16 protein-coding genes are annotated in these 18,593 nt (G+C 55.1%); 5 read left to right on the forward strand and 11 right to left on the reverse strand.

The annotated features are described in order from the left end of the window. Window positions 1-256 precede the first annotated feature (256 nt). Window positions 257-2,200 carry a M1 family metallopeptidase gene (locus ACXAFI_RS17290; RefSeq protein WP_475109752.1) on the reverse strand — a complete coding sequence of 648 codons (1,944 nt, stop codon included), beginning with the start codon at window positions 2,198-2,200 and terminating at the stop codon, window positions 257-259. A 310-nt stretch (window positions 2,201-2,510) separates the two neighbouring features. On the opposite strand from ACXAFI_RS17290, the gene ACXAFI_RS17295 reads away from it, so the two are divergent. Further along, window positions 2,511-4,172, forward strand: a complete 1,662-nt coding sequence (locus tag ACXAFI_RS17295; protein ID WP_475109753.1) for an alkaline phosphatase D family protein — start codon at window positions 2,511-2,513, stop codon at window positions 4,170-4,172. Window positions 4,173-4,254: 82 nt separating this feature from the next. On the opposite strand, the gene ACXAFI_RS17300 is transcribed toward ACXAFI_RS17295, so the two are convergent. Together ACXAFI_RS17300 and epmB are read right to left on the reverse strand one after the other, a co-directional pair. Further along, a complete protein-coding gene (locus ACXAFI_RS17300; RefSeq protein ID WP_475109754.1) occupies window positions 4,255-6,342 on the reverse strand; it encodes a GGDEF/EAL domain-containing response regulator in 2,088 nt (695 codons plus the stop codon). A 312-nt stretch (window positions 6,343-6,654) separates the two neighbouring features. After that, window positions 6,655-7,707, reverse strand: a complete 1,053-nt coding sequence (epmB, locus tag ACXAFI_RS17305; RefSeq protein ID WP_475109755.1) for an EF-P beta-lysylation protein EpmB — start codon at window positions 7,705-7,707, stop codon at window positions 6,655-6,657. 696 nt (window positions 7,708-8,403) lie between these two features. Here epmB and ACXAFI_RS17310 point away from each other — a divergent pair. The 4 genes from ACXAFI_RS17310 to epmA all read left to right on the forward strand — a co-directional run bounded on the left by ACXAFI_RS17310 (window position 8,404) and on the right by epmA (window position 12,014). Then, the gene (locus ACXAFI_RS17310) at window positions 8,404-9,114 is read left to right on the forward strand and encodes a TenA family transcriptional regulator (RefSeq protein WP_152450858.1); all 711 of its coding nucleotides are present in this window, start codon (window positions 8,404-8,406) and stop codon (window positions 9,112-9,114) included. A 182-nt stretch (window positions 9,115-9,296) separates the two neighbouring features. Next, window positions 9,297-10,091 carry an aldolase gene (locus ACXAFI_RS17315; protein WP_152450856.1) on the forward strand — a complete coding sequence of 265 codons (795 nt, stop codon included), beginning with the start codon at window positions 9,297-9,299 and terminating at the stop codon, window positions 10,089-10,091. 344 nt (window positions 10,092-10,435) lie between these two features. Continuing rightward, window positions 10,436-11,008, forward strand: coding sequence for an elongation factor P (gene efp, locus ACXAFI_RS17320; protein ID WP_152450854.1), 573 nt, complete (start codon window positions 10,436-10,438; stop codon window positions 11,006-11,008). Between the two features lie 52 nt (window positions 11,009-11,060). Further along, window positions 11,061-12,014 (forward strand): EF-P lysine aminoacylase EpmA, encoded by a 954-nt coding sequence (gene epmA, locus ACXAFI_RS17325; RefSeq protein ID WP_475109756.1) that lies wholly within the window; start codon window positions 11,061-11,063, stop codon window positions 12,012-12,014. A gap of 38 nt (window positions 12,015-12,052) precedes the next feature. Here the strand turns inward: epmA and ACXAFI_RS17330 are convergent, their stop codons facing one another. From ACXAFI_RS17330 to ACXAFI_RS17365, 8 genes are all read right to left on the reverse strand, one after another. Further along, window positions 12,053-12,847: a GNAT family N-acetyltransferase gene (locus ACXAFI_RS17330; protein WP_475109757.1), complete on the reverse strand. Its 795-nt coding sequence runs from the start codon at window positions 12,845-12,847 to the stop codon at window positions 12,053-12,055. Window positions 12,848-12,920: 73 nt separating this feature from the next. Beyond that, a complete protein-coding gene (gene cysE / locus ACXAFI_RS17335) occupies window positions 12,921-13,748 on the reverse strand; it encodes a serine O-acetyltransferase (RefSeq protein WP_475109758.1) in 828 nt (275 codons plus the stop codon). 1 nt (window position 13,749) lies between these two features. Continuing rightward, entirely contained in the window at window positions 13,750-14,736 is a 987-nt protein-coding gene (locus tag ACXAFI_RS17340) for a serine/threonine protein kinase (RefSeq protein WP_475109759.1), read from the reverse strand. A 160-nt stretch (window positions 14,737-14,896) separates the two neighbouring features. Further along, a complete protein-coding gene (locus ACXAFI_RS17345; protein ID WP_475109760.1) occupies window positions 14,897-15,379 on the reverse strand; it encodes an ankyrin repeat domain-containing protein in 483 nt (160 codons plus the stop codon). Window positions 15,380-15,434: 55 nt separating this feature from the next. Continuing rightward, on the reverse strand, window positions 15,435-16,934 hold the full coding sequence (locus tag ACXAFI_RS17350; RefSeq protein WP_475109761.1) for a catalase: 1,500 nt from the start codon (window positions 16,932-16,934) through the stop codon (window positions 15,435-15,437). A 150-nt stretch (window positions 16,935-17,084) separates the two neighbouring features. Further along, window positions 17,085-17,483, reverse strand: a complete 399-nt coding sequence (locus tag ACXAFI_RS17355; protein WP_475109762.1) for a DUF6632 domain-containing protein — start codon at window positions 17,481-17,483, stop codon at window positions 17,085-17,087. Window positions 17,484-17,522: 39 nt separating this feature from the next. Next, on the reverse strand, window positions 17,523-17,900 hold the full coding sequence (locus ACXAFI_RS17360; RefSeq protein WP_475109763.1) for a VOC family protein: 378 nt from the start codon (window positions 17,898-17,900) through the stop codon (window positions 17,523-17,525). A 187-nt stretch (window positions 17,901-18,087) separates the two neighbouring features. Beyond that, a complete protein-coding gene (locus tag ACXAFI_RS17365) occupies window positions 18,088-18,504 on the reverse strand; it encodes a RipA family octameric membrane protein (RefSeq protein ID WP_475109764.1) in 417 nt (138 codons plus the stop codon). Window positions 18,505-18,593 lie beyond the last annotated feature (89 nt).

An 18,593-nucleotide genomic window follows, 5' to 3' on the forward strand; every position in this document is an offset into this window, starting at 1 on the left:
CAAAAATTATTAATTCGTACCAGATGGATGAAGTTTGCTACACAGGGGATTACATCGGCTCTTTTCCGGCTCGGACTCCGCCCAAAAGCACGGTGACAGCTCACATTTCAGGCAGAATTTAACCGCACAAAATTTGCAGAAAACGCTGAGGTGAGAATGGGGAGTTACGCCTAAAACAGCCGACCTTGCATCGGCTCGATTGCTCCCCACAGAATGCTAGAACTCCGGCACAGGGCACCGGAGTTGAGCAGAGGTTTTAGCCTTCTTTCTTACCGTAAATTACCAAGCTGTTCACTTTTACTGTTAACGGGTGGTAACCCGACTTGGCGCGCTCAAAAATACGCGCGGCCACATCCTGTTTTCCGGTCTCCACCATATTGCGATACAGCGGGCGCAGGAATTTGTTACGGCCAATACTGGTGAGGAAGTTTTCCAGGCGATCGAAGGCCGGCTCGTAATCATTGCGCACGGCAATCATCAGCCAGCTGAAGGCCACTTCATTATTGCGGGATTGAGTCAAGCCAAAGGCGCTGTCCAGTTCCTTCAACTGCGTTTCCGTCAGCTTTTCCGGCATACCGTCGAGGAAGTACTTCCACTGGTGGAAGGTCCAGCCCTTGGTGTCGATATCCTTCGCCGCCAGTTTGCCGTCCAACCACTGCTGGCGCACCGGGTCTAACTTGCTGAAGGCATCGGACTGCGGATGTGGCGCACCTTCGGGGATCCCCGGCTCGAAGATCCACTGGTGAATGCGCTCGCGGTCCAGCTTGTCAGCATGCTCAACCAGCAAGGTCTTGTCGAGGTACTTTACGAAGTCCTCGGTGGTGATGCTCTGGAAGGAGAAGTGGTTAAAGTACTCCATCAGGAAGCGGTCGAACGCTTCACGGCCCACTTTCTGCTCCAGCTCGTACAGGAACAGGGAGCCTTTCTCGTAGGGGATGTTGGAGAAGACTTCATCGGGATCGCGGCCGCGCAGGTCGATCGCCATAATCTCATCGCGGGGCTCTTTGTCGGCCAGGTCCGCTTGCAGATCATCATAGCCCAGGGCCATTTCCATCTGGTAGCGCTCGTCGCCGTAGACAAATTGCATAATGCGGTTGGTCAGGTAGGTGGTGAAGCCTTCGTTCAGCCACAGGTCGCGCCAGCTGGCGTTGGTCACCAGGTTGCCGGACCAGGAGTGCGCCAGTTCGTGGGCGATCAGGGCCACCAGGCTCTTGTCGCCGGCAATTACCGTCGGGGTGATAAAACTCAGGCGCGGGTTTTCCATACCGCCGAAGGGGAAGCTAGGCGGCAGGATCAGCAGGTCGTAACGATCCCAGTGGTAGGGACCATAGGCCTTCTCGGTCACTTCCAGCATGGATTCGGTGTCGGCAAACTCCGCTGCCGCAGATTCCAGCATAGAGGGCTCGGCGTAGACACCGGTGCGCTCGCCCATGGGCTTGAACTGCAGATCGCCAACCGCCAGGGCAATCAGGTAGGAGGGAATGCGCTGGGGCATTTCAAACTCGTAGACGCCATCTTTGGCCGCCTTCGGATCGTTGTTGGCACTCATGACAGCGCGCAGTTCTTCCGGGGTGCGAACGGTAGCGTTGTAGGTGATACGAACTTTCGGGGAATCCTGCAGCGGGATAAAGCTGCGCGCGTGAATTGCCTGAGCCTGGGTAAACAGGAACGGATGCTTCTTGCCAGCGGTCTGCTGGGGCTCCAACCACTGTACGCCAGAGGCGCCCGGTGCTGTGCGGTAGCGTATGGTGATGCTGTTGGCATCTTTCGGCAGCTCAATATTCAGCGGAGTACCCAGGTGGCTGTCTTTCTCACCCATGGAGAACTTCACCGGCGCGCCATTGGCAGAAACGGAAACCACTTCCAGCTCGCGGGTATCCAGCACCATTGGCAGGTTCTTGTCATTGAGGCGCTTGAAGTCCAGCTTGGCTTCGCCCTCGAGTACCTTGCGGGAGAAGTCGACAGTCAGGTCCAGATCCAGGTGCTGCACCTGATAGTCATTGCTATTGGCGAAGGAGTGATAATCCACACCGGACTGCGGCGCCTTGTCTGCAACGCTTTTCTTCTCAATTACCGCGGCCGATTTTACCGGCGCGCTGGCGCTATCGGCTTCGACCTTGGTCGGTTCATTCTTGGAACAACCTGAGGCTACGGCGAGGCCGCCGACGATCAGGCTGGTGCACAGTAAACGGGGCAACATGGGTCTACTCCCTGGGTTCAACTTTTCAATTTGCGCCACAGGATACCCGAGAGTGCGCGCTTGCGGAACGACAGGAAGGCAGATCCCCGCTGGGTGAAGGCCCCGGGCAGCATCGAGCGAAGCCCACCACCGAAGATCATACTCGCCGCGGCGATAAAAATAGACGTATGTCTCAACTTCTGCGCTGGCGGACGAATTTGCTGACTAATCCCCGCTGAGATCGAAAAAATCTCCCCAGTAATTAACAAAGCCTTCACTTTCCGAATTCAGACTGCGGGTCCTCTAAAACAAGCACATAAAGGAGAGTCCCATGTCATTGTCCCGGAGGCGGTTCCTACAATTTTCCGGCGCCGGCCTGGCATCCCTGCCACTGTTGAAAGCCTATGGTGCCGGACTGCAACCCTTCCAGCACGGCGTGGCCAGCGGCGACCCCCTGGCGGATCGCGTTATTCTCTGGACTCGGATCACCCCCTCCGATGACCCCGCCTTCCAGTCCATGGTGCCCTACACCTGGCAGATCGCCCTGGACCCGGAAATGGCCATGGTGGTCAACAGTGGCAGTGGCCTGACCGGCCCAGAGGTGGACTACACCATCAAAGTGGACGCCTCCGGCCTGCAAGCGGGGACTAGTTACTATTACCGCTTCTACTCCAACGGTATTGATTCACCCATAGGCCGCACCCGCACCCTGCCCACCGGCCATGTTGAGCGCCTGCGCTTCGCTGTGACCAGCTGCTCCAACTATCCCATGGGTTATTTCAATGTTTACCGCGAGATCGCCCTGCGCGCCGATCTGGATGTAGTGCTGCATTTGGGCGACTACATCTATGAATACGGCCCAGGCGGCTTCGGCACCGGCACAGGCCTAGGGCGTGAACCGATTCCAGCCAAGGAAATGGTGGATATCCAGGACTATCGCCAACGTTACGCCCAATACCGCTCAGACCCCGATCTACAGGAAGTGCACCGTCAACATCCTTTTATCTGTGTGTGGGACGATCACGAAACCACCAACAATGCCTGGGCCGGCGGTGCGGAAAACCACGATCCACAAGACGGCGAGGGGGACTGGGCAGTGCGCCGCACCGTGGCAAATCAGGTCTACTTCGAGTGGATGCCAATCCGCGACAACGGCCTCCTCGACCTGTTTGGTGACAAAGCCATCTACCGCAGTTTCCGCTTCGGCAATCTGATGGATTTGATGATGCTGGATACGCGGATTGCCGCCCGTGATGAGCAGGCCAATTGGTTCGACCAAAAGACCGCCGATGATCCCGATCGCAGTATCCTCGGTGCGCAACAGGAACAGTGGCTGCACAATGGACTGACTCAATCCCAGGCAGACGGGGTGCGCTGGCGGGTACTGGGCCAGCAGGTGATGATGGCGCAACTGACCCTGGCCAAAGATCTATCGATCAATATGGACCAATGGGATGGCTACACCGCTTCCCGCGAACGCTTGTTCAACCATATCAGCAATCACAATATCGACAACTTTGTGGTGCTCACCGGAGATATCCACAGCTCCTGGGCCTGGGACCTGGCCAGTAACCCCTTCAATATCCTCGAATACGGTCGCCTCACTGGCCGCGGCGCCCTGGGCGGTGAGTTTGTTACCCCAGGCGTAACCTCCAGCTTCCTGGATAAGTCCCACCTGACCGATGTAGCCGCCATCGCCATGGACGGTTTGATTCCACATCTGAAATGGGTCAATGTGACCCAGCGTGGCTACCTGCTGATGGATGTATCCCACTCCCGTACCAAAGCCCACTGGTATCACGTGGATACCGTCACCAGTAAGAGTTACAACGCCAGCCTGGCGCGAATCTATAAGCAAAAGGCCGGTGCCAACCATGTCCAGCGAGCCTGGAACGAGAGCAGCGGTCCAGAGAATGTACCCGCCCCAGCCCCTGGCTACGCCACATTGGCGCGCAATACCATCGCCGCCCTACGCAGCCGCTACAAGGTTTAGCCACTGCAAGGTTTAAGAGGTATAAAAAAACCGCACAGCCCATAGGGCTGTGCGGTTATTCTCCACCCTTCAATAAGCCTGTTTAATCCAGGCTGAAATCGAAGTTCATCTCCTCCGCCGGAGCTTGTACATAATAGCCCTGGATATAATCAGTGCCGGTTTGCCACAGAGTGGGCAGCATGCTGGCCTGCTCGATATGGGGCACGATCACCTTGGTGTTCGCTTCGCCCAAGCGCTGTACCAAACCCGCAAGGGTATCGCTACTCTCACCCTCATCCTGCACTTCACGCACAAATGACGGATCTATCTTGGCGATATCTACCTTCACGTGCTCCAAAGCCTTAAATGGATTCAGACCGGTGCCAAAGTGGCAAACAGATACGCGGCAGCCGAGCTGCTGGACCTGGGTGGTGAAATCCCGAGCGGCGTGTAAATTGCTGGTGATATCTTCCTGGCGCAACTGGAAGACGACCGAACTTGGTACCAGTTTGGCAGCTTTGAAAGCCACCCCCAGCCAGGCCGGCAGGCTGTTGTCGAGTAGCGAGGCGGTGGTGAGGTGCAGCAACAGCGACACTTCTTTGCCCTCGGCCCTGGCGGCGGACGCGGCCTTGATCGCAGTGAGAATCACCCAGCGATCCATTTTTGCCGAAAGGCCCGCATCGCCCAGCTCCTGCAGAAAAGCCAACGGTGCCAGCTCTTCCTTTTCATCAAGCATGCGCACCAATACTTCATACATCTGCTCGCCGGTGCCCTGTAGACTCAGGATCGGCTGGTACAGCAGCTTGAGACTGCCCGCTTCCAGCGCCTGTACCACACGGGCGCGGTGGTAGGTGCCGGCATCGGCACTATTTTCGGTATCCGGCTCATATAGGGCAAAGGCACCGCCCTGCCCGTCTTCACCGAGGGCCAGCTTATGCGCCGTCTGCGCCTGTTCCAGCACCTGCTGGGAGCCACTGGAAGCCTCGCTCAGCAGCGAAATCCCAATAGAGGCGGTCACCTGCTGGGTCTTGCCGGCGGCATCAAAGATAGTGTCGGCAATCCGCTTGAGTATATCTTTGGCGCGCAGTTCGATACTGTCCGGCGTGGTATCGGGGCTCAGCAGGCAGAAACTCTCGTCGCTGTAACGCGCCAGGGTATCGCCGCTGCGCTGACAGCCCTGTAACAGTTCGGCCATGGCCTTCTGCAGCGCATCGGCACCGGCCACACCCACGACTTTTTGCACCTCTTCAGCAAAGCGATCCACCTGAATAAACATCAAGCCACCGGTGCGGCGCGAATCCGCGGAGGCCTTGATAGTGGAGTCCAATAGCTGCAAGAAGTGCTGGCGATTGAACAGACCGGTGAGCGGGTCGCGGTTTTTGATATCGCTGAGCTGGGCTTCCAGTTGTTCGGTATCACCGCGACGGCTGGCAATACGCACTTGTAAGCAGCGCTCTTCCTCATAGGTGGTGCTGAGCACCTCGGCACGGGTGGGCAGGGGATCGCCATTCACTGTTCTGGCGGTAAACCGCCACTCTTTGGCCTCGACCTCATTGTTGTCGATGGCGCAGCGCTTAAGAAATTCTCGCGCCCCTTCCTGCTCACTTTCCGACAGCATATCGATCAGCGGCTGGTATTCGACCTCCTCACCACTTTCATAGCCGAAGCGTTCGGCAAATGAATCGTTGGCGTATACCAAAAGACCATCGGAGACATAAGCGATAGCGTCCTTGGAGCTGTCGAGCAATTCTTTGGCGCGCTTGAGCGTGGCGTGATAGCGGCGGTCATGTATCCGTGCCTGGCGGCGGTTTGCGAGAGCACTCATCTCGCGCTGGATCACCAGCAATAGATGCTGGTCCTCATCCACTGTTACCACGTCCCGTGCGCCAAGCTTCAGCCCCTCCACCACAGGCTGGGAGCCAGTGCGCTCACTCAGCAGGATCACCGGGATATCTTTTTGCAGTTTACTGATTGTGCGCAGGGCCACCGCCGGTGGAATCTGGGTGCTACTTTCTGAGGCGATTACCAGGTCCCAGGTTTTGTCTTGCAGCAGGCGGGTAAAAACCGCTTCGTTGGCGACATGCTGGGCGCGGTTGGGTCTGCCGGCATTGTGCAACATGCTCACCAGGCGCTGTGCCTCTGAGGGCATATCGTGAATCAGAAGGAGTCGGATAGTGTCGTTGCTATTCATTATTTGCTCTATTTTTTCAGGGCAGCGCACCGCAACCCCATGCGGTAAGTTTAGGGGGCCCCTGTGGTGGCATACAAGAGCACTACAGGATGGTACGCGTGACCAAAGTCACACAATTCCCCCTGTAAAAAAACGCACTCAAAAGTATGAATTTGCGAATAAGTAATCACTCAGCGGGTCGGCAACTGTTTTTTATCTAGGGCCTGTACGGCACAACTAATGCGGCAGCCACTATATAGATAGGCCCTAATAGATATTTAGCCTAGATCAATTGGGCGCCATTTTCCCACCCACTGCCGCCCAGAATTTTTATTAATTGGTTTGGGGTATCTTGCTGCTAGTTTCTATTGGGGACTTTGAAGCAACACCCGGTATCTCGCGCACCAGCTTCGGTACCAAATAACCCGGCAGGCGCCTGCGCATTTGCTCAATGATTTCCACTGCCGCGCTATCGCTGACTTCAAAGTGGGCAGCGCCGTTGACCCTATCCAGCTGGTGCAGGTAATAGGGCAACACCCCTGCATCGAACAGCGTTTCACTCAATGCTTCCAGAGTTTCGCACTTATCGTTAACGCCGCGCAGCAGTACCGCTTGATTTAGCAGAGTCACCCCCGCATTGCGTAGCCTAGCCAGACCCACGCGCACCTCAGCATCAATTTCATTGGCATGGTTGCAGTGCAAAACCAGTACCGGTTTCAGGCGCGATCGAGCGAACCAGGACAGCATCTCATCGGTAATCCGGCTCGGCGCCACTATGGGCACACGACTGTGGATGCGTAATTTGTTTAGGTGTGAGATCTGCGCCAACTCTCCGGCAAGCCAGCCAAGTTGGCGGTCGTTCAACACCAGTGGGTCGCCACCGCTCAGTATCACCTCGCGCAACTCGCTGCGCGCGCGCACATATTCCAGTGCTGCAGACCACTGTTTGCGATTCAGGTGATTATCACCGTAGGGAAATTCCCGGCGGAAACAGTAGCGACAATTTACCGCGCACTGCCCCGCCGTGATAAACAGCAGGCGACCGTGGTATTTATGCACCACTCCAGGCAACGGATTCGCCTCAGCTTCCTGCAATGGATCGGCACTAAAGCCCGCAACCACTTCCAGCTCTGCAGCTCCGGGCAATACCTGCAACAGGAGTGGATCATTCGGATCGGCTAGACGCATGCGGCGGATAAACGGACGCGGTACCCGCAGGGCGAACTTGTCGCTGGCCTGTTGCGCCCAGGGCAATTGCTCAGGATCGAGCTGCAGTAATTCGATCAACTCTTCAGGGGCTGTGACCAGGTCAGAAAGTTCATCCTGCCATCGGCGGGCTTCGTGGATGTCGATCAATTCGCTGTCGACGGCTGGGGATTTCGCCATAGAAATTCGCACAAAGGGGGAGCAACACTAGAGAAGTAGCAATTGTACCAGAAGCTCGCCCAGGCACAGACACTCCGGGTAATCGGTCCACCCGGGCTGATAGCAGCCTCCTGAAAGAAGAAAACCACGGAACACGGATCCCGGGCTAGAACTAATAAAACCACACCGCCAGAGTGGTTTATAAGCCAATTAATATCGGTTCCAGCCGGGCCCCAGGTCACCCTTGCAATGTCTGGGTGTGTAAAAGGGGACTTAAGTCAGGTATTTTCTACTCGGCAATTATTCAACTTTGTCACATAAAAAATGAAAAAAAATCGATGACTAAGTGAATATCCAATAACCCAAAAATCAATAAAAATAATTCTTTACTTATCAGAAAAGGCGCACCGCTTGACTTTAAAGCGAAGTGGTAACTCCATCATATACATAAGTAAAAGCTCACTCCAAAATTTTAAAAACAACAATAATAAAAATTTAACCGTCAATGTAAAAATATTACTGGCCGTACAAATTTCCTTAGGAAAATCTTCACAATTCCCCCATTCACAACAGGGTTAATAGGGTGTTAATTTAGCCAAAGACAAAGCGATAACAACCTTGTCTTCTTGAAATCAGTGCACTCGAATTTCAATAAAAAATAAGTCCGGGCATCTCCCCCGTCCAATAAAAATGGAATTACAAAAAAGGAAAAATTCGATGGAAATGCAGCTCGAATTACTTGAGGCCAATAAAGATTTATTGATTGAGCAGACCCGTGCTCATCCGTTCCTCAAGCGCTGCCGCGATGGCTCCATAACAATGGAAGAGCTGAAAATTTTCCTGGTTCAACAGGGAATCTACAGCAGCTACTTCGTGCGTTACCTCTGTGCGATGATGGCCAACCTCCCCAGCAATAAAGAAGTGCATGAGTTGGCTGAAAACCTGATGGAAGAACTGGGCCTGGAGCCCGACAGCCCCAAACCCCACGCCGAGATTTACCGCGAGACTCTCGAGCATTTTGGTCTGAGCCTGGAAAATGCAGAAATTCTGCCCGGCACCCAGCACCTGATCGACACCATGTTCCAGCACTGCCGCGACCTGCGTGCCAGCTCTGGCCTGGGCGCACTCTGCCTGGGCGCAGAAGCATTGGTGCCGGACCTCTACAGCGATATCGTAGCCGGCTTCCGCGCCTGCGGTGTGGCCGACGAGCAATTAACTTTCTTCCTGCTGCACATCGAATGCGATGACGGCCACGCGGAAACCATCCGCGATATTATGGTCGAGATCGGCAGCAAAGATGCTTCCCAACTCGACGTAATGCTCGACGCGGGGCGCCGTCTGGTGCAAGCCCGCCAACAGTTCTTCGACTCCATCGAAACTGCCTACCGCACCTCGAGCCAGAGCCAGCCCCAAGCGGTTTCCGCCTAAGCCGTGTGTGCCCAGTCATTTATTATTGTGGCTGGGCACAACACAGGGACGTGAGCGCAACACTGAAGTAGCTGCGTTTGTTACCGCGAATAATTAAAACAATGGAATGGGAATTTCATGCGGGAGTTCTGCCTATCGGCGTCAACTGCTGAAACTTCCTTTCGTAAGTCATGGAGTCAAATATGGCTGAAACACTATCAATGAACAAAGGCGAGCTGATTGAGCGCGCCAGCGAATCCATGAAAGAGCACCTGGGTGTACCCGACTGGTCTCTACGGGAAAAACTCGCACTGACCTGCCGCATTCTCTTTGCCCACGGACACGACTCCGGACTAGCCGGGCAAATTACCGCCCGCGCGGAAACACCCGGAAATTATTACACCCAACGCCTGGGGCTGGGGTTTGATGAAATTACCGCGTCCAACCTGCTGGAAGTTAACGAAGATCTGGAAGTCATATCCGGAGAGGGTATGGCCAACCCGGCCAACCGCTTTCACACCTGGATTTACCGCGCACGCCCGGATGTAAAATGCATCGTGCATTCTCACCCAATTCATATTTCCGCCCTGTCCATGCTTGAGCGCCCGCTGAAGATCTCCCATATGGACGCCTGCATGTTGTACGACGATATCGCCTTCCTCAAGGAATGGCCCGGTGTACCAGTAGGCAACAATGAGGGCGAACTCATTGCCGAGGCGATCGGTGACAAGCGCGCGATTCTGCTCGCCCATCACGGCCTGATCATCGCCTGCCGTTCCGTAGAAGAGGCCTGCTCCATGGCCCTGCAATGCGAGCGCGCCGCGCATTTGCAAATGCTGGCGGAATCCTCCGGCACCATTCAGGACATCAAACCGGAACTCGGCCGCGAGGCCCACGACTGGATCTTGCAGGAAAAGCGCAGCCAGGCCACCTTTGCCTACTACGCCAGGCGTCTGCTGCGGGATATCGATAACACCATCGATAACCCCCTGGGCTGAGACACAGTCACCGCCACTTTTTACCAGTCCGCGGGCCCGATGCCCGCGAACTGTTGCATTACCGCACCCGGTCCCAGCCAGGCCCTTCGCAACCGATCGTTACAACGCTACAAAAAACTGCGCGGAGTCGTTCAGGGCGCCGCCCTCCTGTATAATCCCGCCCCAACATTTCAGGGTCGCCGGTAAAGTCTCTGCGCCGCGGCCGAACGAGTCGTTTGCAGCTACCAGTTTTAGCGGAAGCGCACGGGATTCCCTGGGTTGAGCCGGGCCAAGGCCGGTTGTATGCGCGGGAAAAACTCGTTAAATATCATAGAGATACATGACTTATAAGGGCTCTAATTGCTATGGCTAATTACTCTACCAACGAATTCAAGGGCGGCCTCAAGGTAATGCTCGACGGCGATCCCTGCTCTATCGTGGAAAACGAGTTCGTCAAACCTGGCAAGGGCCAGGCGTTCAACCGGGTCAAACTGCGAAACCTGAAAACCGGCCGAGTATGGGAGCGTACCTTCCGCTCCGGCGAAAGCCTGGAAGGCGCGGACGTGATGGACCGCGAGATGGAATACCTCTACAACGACGGTGAGTTCTTCCACTTTATGGAGCCTGAAACTTTCGAGCAGCACCAGGCCAGTACCGATGCGGTCGGCGATGCCGCCAAATGGCTGAAAGAACAAGACCTGTGCACCGTAACTCTGTATAACGGTTCTCCTCTGGCAGTTACCCCGCCCAACCATGTGATCCTGGAAATCACTGACACAGACCCGGGCCTGCGTGGCGACACCGCTCAGGGCGGCACCAAGCCCGCCACCCTGGTGACCGGCGCCGTAGTAAAAGTGCCCCTGTTCCTGGAAATCGGCGAGACCATCAAGGTCGACACCCGCACCGGTGAATACCTGGGCCGCGCCAAAGAAGACTGATTTCCCTCCTCAAGTGGGCGGCCGCCGGCTGCCCACAGCCTGAGCCCATCCCATGACCACTGATCTCTGGCGCCCTAGCGCCACCATTGAAGCCCTGCGCCATCGCGCCGCTTTACTGGCTGAAATCCGCCAGTTCTTTACCCAGCACCAGGTGCTGGAAACCGAAGTTCCGGTGCTCTCCCGCCGCGCCACTAGCGACCCGCATATCGAATCTATCCCCGTACAGTGCGGCAGCGACAACGCCTACCTGGCCACCAGCCCGGAGTTTGGTCTCAAGCGCCTGTTAGCCGCGGGGCTCGGTGACTGCTACTACCTGGGTAAGGCATTCCGCCAGGGCGAAGCGGGTAGCCGCCACAACCCGGAATTCACCATGCTGGAGTGGTACCGCTGCGGCTGGGATGATCGTCGCCTGATGAAAGAAGTGGCTGACCTACTCACTGGAATACTGAAGATCCAACAGGTGCAGTCACTCAGCTATAGGGAATTGTTCCAGCGCGAATTACAGCTCGACCCTCACAGCGCCAGCGACAGTGACTTACTTCGTTGTGTCGAAAAAGAGATGGACCTGGCTTTTAGCCCCGCTGATCGCAGCGAGTGTTTAGACTTATTGATGAGCCACCGCCTGGAACCCACCATGGGTGAGGGGATTACGCTCCTGTACGATTTTCCCGCCGACCAGGCGGCGCTCGCCAAGATAATTCCAGATAACAGCGGTACTCCGGTGGCACGACGCTTCGAAGCCTATGTTGGCGGACTGGAGCTGGCCAACGGTTATTGGGAGCTGACCGATAGCGCGGAGCAGCTGCGCCGCTTCCAGGCAGATCACACCTACCGCCAAAAACACGGCCTGAACCTCTATCCCTATGAGGAGCGATTGGTGGAGGCACTTCGGATGGGTATGCCGGAGTGCGCCGGTGTGGCACTGGGAATAGATCGTTTATTGATGTTGGCCGGAGGCTATAAAACGATTGAAGAGGTGATCGCCTTTCCTATTGAGCGCGCTTGATTCTTGAATCGTTGGGACAATTTGTAAGTCAGCCCCGCTCAAGGCGTGTAGACATAGCGCGCCACCTCACCCACCGCAAAGAAGCCACAATCCAGTGGCAACTGCTGGCGCTCCGCCGGCACCAGTGAGACCAGGCTGCGGTGATGGCTGGCCTGGGCCTGTTCCAGCAGGTGGTGAAATAGTGCCCGGCCAATCCCACGCCCCCGGTACTCCTGCAGAGTCACCAGATCGTAGAGGCCCAGGGCATCGGCGGAGGCAAACAGGCACCCCGCCGCCACCGGAGTACCCTGCAACCGTGCCAAAAAGAACCTGAGCCGCGCTCGGCGCTGTTCGGGAATCTCCGCCAGTGCCGTGTAAAATTTTTTTAGCTCCGCGGCTTCCAGGGCACTGCCGCACTCCGCCGCCTGTACTTCTGCATATTCGGGCAGAGCCTCTTTTTTTACCGGGGACAATACCAACCCATCCACTTTCTGTGCGGCCCCCTGCACTGCCAGGCGTTCAATCTCTGCGGCCATCGCCACCTGCGATTGCTTACGCTGCAAGCCCAGCTGCGCCAGTGCCTCGTCATCGAGGGGCTTGGAGGCACTGTGCCACAGAGTAAAGGGGCTGTGGCGCTCGGCGAAATAATCCAGCGCGAAGCGCTGCAGTATGCGCGGCGGCATCACCGTATTGGAAACCGCCTGGTTGAGGCGGCCCGACAAAAGACCGGTATCACTGCGTACAATGCCGGTGATCTCTTTGGTGTGATTGGGATTGAGCAGGCCCGCGCAATAACTGGCGTGAGCCTCTAGATTGCGACAGACAAGGTTTTTGGCGCTGAGACTGTATTTCATGGGTACAAGGATAGTTCCGTTTATCCAACTCCCTAAAGAACGAAAAACCCCGCCCAAGGCGGGGTCGCGGTCACTACTTTTCCACTTGCGAAAGCGCGCATTGATCCATAGACATGGCCGGCTGGGCGCAGGTCGCCGGCCCCACCACTTTGGCCGGTACACCGGCCACCAGGGTTTTTGCCGGCACCGGTTTTAACACCACACTGCCGGAGGCCACTTGAGCACACTCGCCCACTTCGATATTACCCAATACCTTGCTGCCGGCACCGATCAAAACCCCACAGCGAATCTTGGGATGGCGGTCGCCACTCTCCTTACCGGTTCCCCCCAGGGTTACCGACTGCATAATGGAAACATTGTCCTCCACCACCGCGGTCTCACCAATCACGATACCGGTGGCGTGATCCAGCAAAATGCCCTCCCCCACTTTTGCCGCGGGGTGAATATCCACACTGAAGACTACCGAGACCCGATGCTGTAAAAACATGGCCAGTGAGCGGCGCTGTTGCTGCCATAACCAATGCGCCACCCGGTGCACCTGCAGGGCGTGAAACCCTTTGAAATACAGGAAGGGCTCGTGCATGGAGTTGCAGGCGGAATCGCGCAGGTAAGTGGCATTCAAATCCGCGCGCGCAGCGTGGCCGATGCCGGGGTCCGCCGCCAATGCTTCATCGATTACCTCGCGAATGAGCAGCGCAGGTGCCACCGCGTTGTCCAGCTTATTGGCCAGATGAAAACTGAGCGCCGCCTCCAGCGAACTGTGGTTGAGAATAGTGGCGTGCAGGAAGCTGGCCAGAATCGGCTCGCGCTCGACCTGCTGCGCCACTTCGATGCGGATTCTCTCCCACAATAAATCCGAATTTGCCTCGGTGCTTGAGGCATTCAGGATGGATTTTTCCATTTCAAACCGCTCCCAGTGTCAGAGGTGGCTCCAATAGTGCCGATTGCTGCTCGCGCAATGCTAGTATATGTTCCGCCCAATAGCGGGGGGTACTAAACCAGGGGAATGCCTGGGGAAAAGCCGGGTCCTGCCAGCGGCGCGCCAGCCAGGCGGCGTGATGCATCTGGCGTAAACAGCGCAGTGGCTCCACCAGCTGCAGCTGCTGGGGATCAAAACTATAGAAGGTTTCGTAGCCTTCGATCACCGCATCCAGGTAGGCGGTTTGCTCGGCGCGATTACCGGAGATCAGCATCCAGATATCCTGGATGGCCGGCCCCATCAGGCAGTCGTCCAGATCCACAAACCAGGGCGTCTCATCACGCCACAGGAAGTTGCCACTGTGACAGTCACCGTGCAGGCGCAGCAGCTCCCAATCCCGCTCAAACAGCGGCGCAATCTGCTCAATGATATGCCCGGTGACCGAGGCGTAGGCCTCGCGGTTTTCCCTCGGTAAAAAATCACCGTCGAGAATAAATTCGCGACTGTCGATCGCGAAGTGCTGCAGCGTCAGGGTCGGGCGATGGAGAAAGGGCTTGGCACCACCTACAGCGTGGATGCGCCCGAGCATAGTGCCCACCTGTTCCAGGTGCTCAAAATTATCCAGCTCCAACTGGCGACCACCGCGGCGGGGAAACAGGGCAAAGCGAAAGCCCGCTGATTCCATTAAGGTACGTCCATCGAACACCAGCGGTGCCACCACTGGAATCTCCGCCTCGGCCAGTTCCAGGGTGAAGCGATGCTCCTCCAGAATTTGTTCATCAGTCCAGCGACCGGGTCGGTAAAACTTGGCGATCAGCGGCTCGGCGCCCTCGATACCCACCTGGTAGACCCGGTTTTCATAGCTGTTTAAAGGGAAAATGCGCGCATCAGAAATAAGCCCGTTGCTCTCGACACAGTCAATCACCACGTCCGGCGTGAGGGCTTCATAGGGATGATGGTTCTGGGTCATAGCGGGTACCAACTGAATATCTGTTGGCTATGCTAACGCGCTCGCAGGGGCCGGGACAAACACAGAATAAGACTACGGGTGCAGCGGCGATGGCAAAAATAGCAGGAGAGAAAAGGAGAGTAGTTGGCTCTAACCAGAGCCAACTACTCTGTCGAAAGGATTAGCCGCCACTTGAGCGCTGTTGCCGCAAGAGCTGAACCACTTGGTCGCGACCAAATACCCTGGCGAAATCCTCCGCCGTGTGGCCGGCTTTATTGACCTGTTGCGTGTCACAATCCGATTTTAACAGGGTCCTTGCCAGAGCGAATTCACCGCGGAAAATAGCTGCCATCAGCGCGGTGTTGCCACGGCGATCCTGGGCGCAGGCATTGGCCCCCTTATGCAACAGGTAATTCACCGCCTCCGTATTGCCGTGATAAGTGGCAATCATCAGCGCCGTATAACCTTTTGGGTTGCGGATATCCAAGGGAAAACCCGCCTGAGAAAATTCCCGTAATACTTCAGTATCTCCCACCCTGGCCGCGGCAAAAAAATACTGGGAGAGTTCGGTAAAGTCAGAGTCATTTTTTTCCGGCTCCACTGCCTGAGCCATTAGAGTTAGCCCCTGAGCGAGAAAGACGATTGCAAACAGAATTGATCTCATGAGTTCACCTAAACATTTTAGTGGGCGGCAACTGCCGCCCACCAATGGGTCAATATTACTGGGCCAGTTCTTTCACTCGGCTCAGGTTGCCACCAACCGCTTTGGTCAGGCGCTGGCCATAGTCTTTATCGGCGTGGTAGAAATAGCTCAGCATAATGTGTTTGGTGTTGTCATCGCGCACCTTACTCAGATCACCAGCTAGGTTTTCGATCAGGTTCTGACGCTCTTTCAAACTCAAGCTGCGATAGAAAACACCGGCCTGGGCAAATGGCAGTTTCTTCTCAATCGCCTTTTGCTGGGTACTGCCAGTGAGCAGCTTATTGCTGTACAGGCCTTTGGGATCTTCGCTGCGGGCATCAATACGGCTCGGCTGATAGTTCACATCGGAAGTCTGCTGCCCGTAATTTGCGGCTCCATCTTGGTTCCAGTTATTCACTACTGCGCGGGGACGATTGATCGGCAGCTGCTGATGATTCGCTCCCAAGCGATACATTTGAGTATCGGAGTAGGAGAAAACACGGCCCTGCAGCAGACGGTCTTCAGACGGTTCAATGCCGGGCACAATATTGGCTGGCGCAAATGCGGCTTGCTCAGTTTCCTGGAAAAAATTAGTGGGCACACGGTTGAGCGTCATGGTGCCGACTTTGGTTTCCTCCACATCCAGCCACATTTTAGTCGCGTCGAGTGGGTTGTAATTAAAGCCATCAAGCTGAGAAGGTTTCAGTACCTTGATATACAAATCCCACTGGGGGTAGTCTCCTTTCTCAATGGCCGCGTACATATCTCGCGTCGCATGACTGAAATCTTTCGACTGGATTTCCGCCGCTTCCTCCGCACTTAGGTTTTTAATACCCTGGCGGGTTTTCCAGTGGAATTTCACATAATGTACTTCGCCCTTATCATTGATAAGTTTATAGGCGTGCACACCCCAACCATCCATTTGACGCAAGTTTGCCGGGGTGCCGTAGTCAGAATAAACCCAGCTGAGCATATGGGTGGCTTCTGGTACATGGCTAAAGAAATCGAAAAAGCGATTTGGATCCTGCTGATTAGTTACCGGAGAGGGTTTCAGGGAATGCACCATATCCGGAAATTTAATCGCATCGCGAATAAAAAAAACCGGCAGATTATTGCCTACGAGATCCCAGTTGCCCTCACCGGTATAAAACTTGGTGGCGAAGCCACGGGGATCACGCAGAGTTTCCGGCGAGCCTTTGGAATGAATTACGGTTGAGAAGCGCACGAAGACTGGTGTCTTGCTACCGGGCTCAAATACCGCCGCACGGGTCAGATCACTGATATCTTTAGTGGCTATAAATTCGCCGTGAACACCGGTGCCGCGTGCATGTACTACCCGCTCGGGAATACGTTCACGGGCGAAGCGCTGCAATTTCTGAATCAAATGCACATCCTGCAGAAGATTCCCACCACTTTCCCCCGCAGTTTGCGCGTTTTGATTATCGCCCACCGGTGCACCATTATCGCGAGTCAACGTCTCGGCATTGGCGCCGCCTATCAGGCCAATAGTTAATGCAAATAAAGGAAGATATTTCATCGGCAAGTTCGCCCCTACAACTGTTTCTATTACAGGGGCAGAGCTTATAGACGTGTGTAATCAGCGGGAAATTAGACCTTATTATCGCTCTTATAGTCGGGATTAATGATAGTTGGGATTAATGCGTTTCAACGGTAGTGAAATTCATATTCAGGCTTTATCATTTTTTTTGGATTGATGTTTTGGCATCAGATACCAAAGCACAAGTGCCACCAAAAATAGAGCTGGAATGTCCCCCATCAAATTGGCTCTTTCGGTGTGATCATAAAGTGCCTGTAACAGCATAATGGTGGCATGCACCAGGCTGGACCAAACGGTAAACCAAATTAAGCTGGCATTGGCCGCGGGATTTTTTGCCGCACGAATCAGGAAGACTCCCAAAGTGGCGTAGATCCCCATAATCATTTGTTCATATTCAGGCTGACGTGGTGACCAGCCCCAACCTGAAGGCCACACCCACATCATCATCGGGTAGATCGCAAAAATAAATATCAAGCCGACAGCAACCAGAGCAATAGGTAGGTACTTAGCGCGGGCAATATCATCCATGGTGTTCTCTCACATTTATCTGCGGGCCGGCGGATTGAATTATTCTTGTAAATCACCTGGTAAGTGACAGACCACTTCTAGATTATTGCCATCGGGGTCCAGTACATAGGCGGCGTAGTAATCTGGGTGATACTCTTCATAAATATCCGGTACGCCATTATCGGTACCGCCCGCCGCCAGTGCGGCTCGATAGAAATCTCTCACCACCTCACGCTCTTCCGCACGAAAGGCGATATGCAGCTGGGCATTGCTTGGACCGTCATCGCTAATCCAGAACTCCGGCTTGTCCGCCCAGCCAAATCCTGCCGAATGATCAAACTCCATCACCAGTTCATAACCGAGACACGCCATGGCTTGGCGATAAAATTCGCGGGAGCGGGCAAAATCCCCTACCGGTATTCTGATGTGATCCAACATGGGCAAGTCTTTCCTCTCTCTTGGTGGCTTCACCGCCAACTTGCAAGATAGCTCAGGGGAGAGCGTTTGGCCTTGGTAGAGGAAGAATCGTGACGGGATTTACTGCGCGAGGAGTCACAAAGAAAGTTAGAGGGAATGGCAGCCCTGCAAAGCCTGTTGCCGGGCTGCCGTTCGAGAAGCTACGCGGTTAGGGGCCTATATACCAGTGATACAATCCATAAGTCGCCACACCAAAACCAAAGGTTAGCTGGCCGATCAACAGTACACGGTAGGCAAAAGTGTAACGTGCAATTTCTCCACGGCGGATAGCATCGTTGGAAAAAATGCGGGCCTCTTCGGGAAACTCCTGCTCCAGGTTTTGCAAGGCCGGCACCGCCAATCTGAGCAGTTCCCGGCTACGTATATCCATCAGCCAAAAAACGGTTACCAGAATCATCACAAAACCGCCGAGCAAAGCCAGTATCAGCGGGTGAAAATTTTTCTCCACCGCGGTAAAAATCCCCCCCTCCACAAACATGGTCAGAATCACAAAGAAATTAAACACTTTGAGACGCTGGTCAGCGGCGAAGCGATAGTGCTCACAAAGATACTTTACCTGCTCCAAACTCATTCTCCTTGAGTCAGTTTATTTACCTGAAATATCAGCGCTGAGATTCAAATAGCAGTAAAAAAAGCCGGGCAATGCCCGGCTTC

It is taken from the genome of Microbulbifer sp. ABH2_005 (assembly GCF_056160005.1).